Source organism: Limnospira sp. PMC 1279.21, from assembly GCF_032349615.1.
GTDB classification, from domain to species: domain Bacteria; phylum Cyanobacteriota; class Cyanobacteriia; order Cyanobacteriales; family Microcoleaceae; genus Limnospira; species Limnospira fusiformis.
This window is the reverse complement of sequence record NZ_JARPLU010000364.1, coordinates 1-1,672: the sequence shown is the minus strand read 5'-3', so window position 1 is coordinate 1,672 and position 1,672 is coordinate 1. Positions and strand designations below refer to the sequence as shown.

Below are 1,672 nucleotides of genomic sequence, written 5' to 3'. Positions count from 1 at the left end.
GGGCTGGCATTTTTGGTCTTCTTAGTCATCTCGTCCTCTCCATTATACGTCCTAACTTTCCTGTCTGGTGCTATAACTCCTACTAGACTCTATTCATGCAATCAAACCGTAACCTGTCAGCATATCCCTGCCATTACAGCAGGGCGTTGGCTTTTGGTCACATCTCACTTCCTCTAGGACTTGCGCTTACATTTGTTACTACTGATATCTCGACCAGATATTCAGAGTCCAGGAGGATTTAAAACGTTCCGTTTATATGGGCATTCCATCTTTAGACTTGTCCTATCCACCGGGGTACTTTTAAAGGTCTGTGAAGATGGTATATAAAAACCTCTTCTTTTCCCCTTGCTCTTTTGAGCGCAGCGTGTCAATCTATTTCGCTGCTTGCTAATTACGATGGTTCAAGTCGGAACATTCAGATTTCCTTAGTCATGGATGGTTGGCAGTGGTCGCATCTGGTAGTGGGTTCTACTTCACGCCTTCCGTTCCCCGCTTCAATCCTGGGGTTATGATTCCCAAAACTGGGGGTGGCTATCGCCGTTACTCTCTACTCCCTGATTTCTCAGTTTGTTTATGACCTTGAGTTCCCTGCCTTGCTTAGATTTCTCCAAGCGTCGGGACATATAAACAGTTATGAGGATGGTCAGGAGTGCGCTCCTTATATTCAATCAAGGGGTTGAAATCCCCACTAGGAGGTTATTTCAGGCATTGCAGCCTTATTTGGTCTCCTAAACGTCTCGCACTTATCAATTAGCCTAGCCTCTGGTGATTGTTGGGATCACAGTCGCCGTAATAAGTGTATAATAGGCACTTAGTCTCACTCATCCTAAACTATGCTGTTAAAGTCTACAACCCGTCACATTCACATTTTGACTGCGGAACTTCAGGATAACGAAATCATTCCCAGTGAAGAAAAATTGACCATTGACATTGACCCAGATAATGAATTTAACTGGAATGATGAAGCCCTGCAACAAGTCTATCGAAAGTTTGATGAGTTAGTCGCAGCATCGGAAGGGGAAGATTTGACAGAATATAATCTCCGTCGCATTGGATCAGATTTAGAGCATTTTGTGCGATCGCTTTTGCAATCCGGTCAAATCTCCTATAATCTCGGTACTAGGGCGGTCAACTATAGTATGGGACTGCCGCGAGTAGAAACCCCATCCTAAAATTAATCGTGCGAGACGTTTAGGCATCAAATAGGGCTGCAATGCCTGAAATAACAGCAAGCGTGAGGGTTCCAGCTCGTAGCTGGATATAAGAAGCTCGCTTCTGACCAACCTCATAACTGTTTATATGTCCCGACGCTTGGATCAATCTAAGCAAGGCAGGGAACCCAAGGTCATAAACAAACTGAGAAATCAGGGAGTAGAGGGTGCGAAATGTTGAGGAGACCAAATAAGGCTGTTATGCCTGAAATCACCTCCTAGTGGGGAAGCCAGCCCCGAGTCTGGATAAGAGGTCGGAGCCTCGAACCATTCCCCATAACTGTTTATACGTCCCAACGTTTGGATTGAACCCCCAAACAAGGCAGGGAACTCAAGGTCATCAAACAAACTGTTTTGATTGGGAAGTTATGACCCCATGATAACAATGAGTAGAGAGTGCGAAATCTTTAGGAGACCAAATAAGGCTGTGATGCCTGAAATCACCTCCTAGTGGGGAAGCC

Annotated in this window: 1 protein-coding gene; it reads left to right on the top strand. The window is 45.2% G+C overall.

Features of this window, described 5'->3' with window-relative positions; genetic code table 11:
* Positions 1–833 precede the first annotated feature (833 nt).
* On the top strand, positions 834–1,172 hold the full coding sequence (locus tag P5683_RS24585) for an NAD(P)H-quinone oxidoreductase subunit M (RefSeq protein ID WP_006615757.1): 339 nt from the start codon (positions 834–836) through the stop codon (positions 1,170–1,172).
* Positions 1,173–1,672 lie beyond the last annotated feature (500 nt).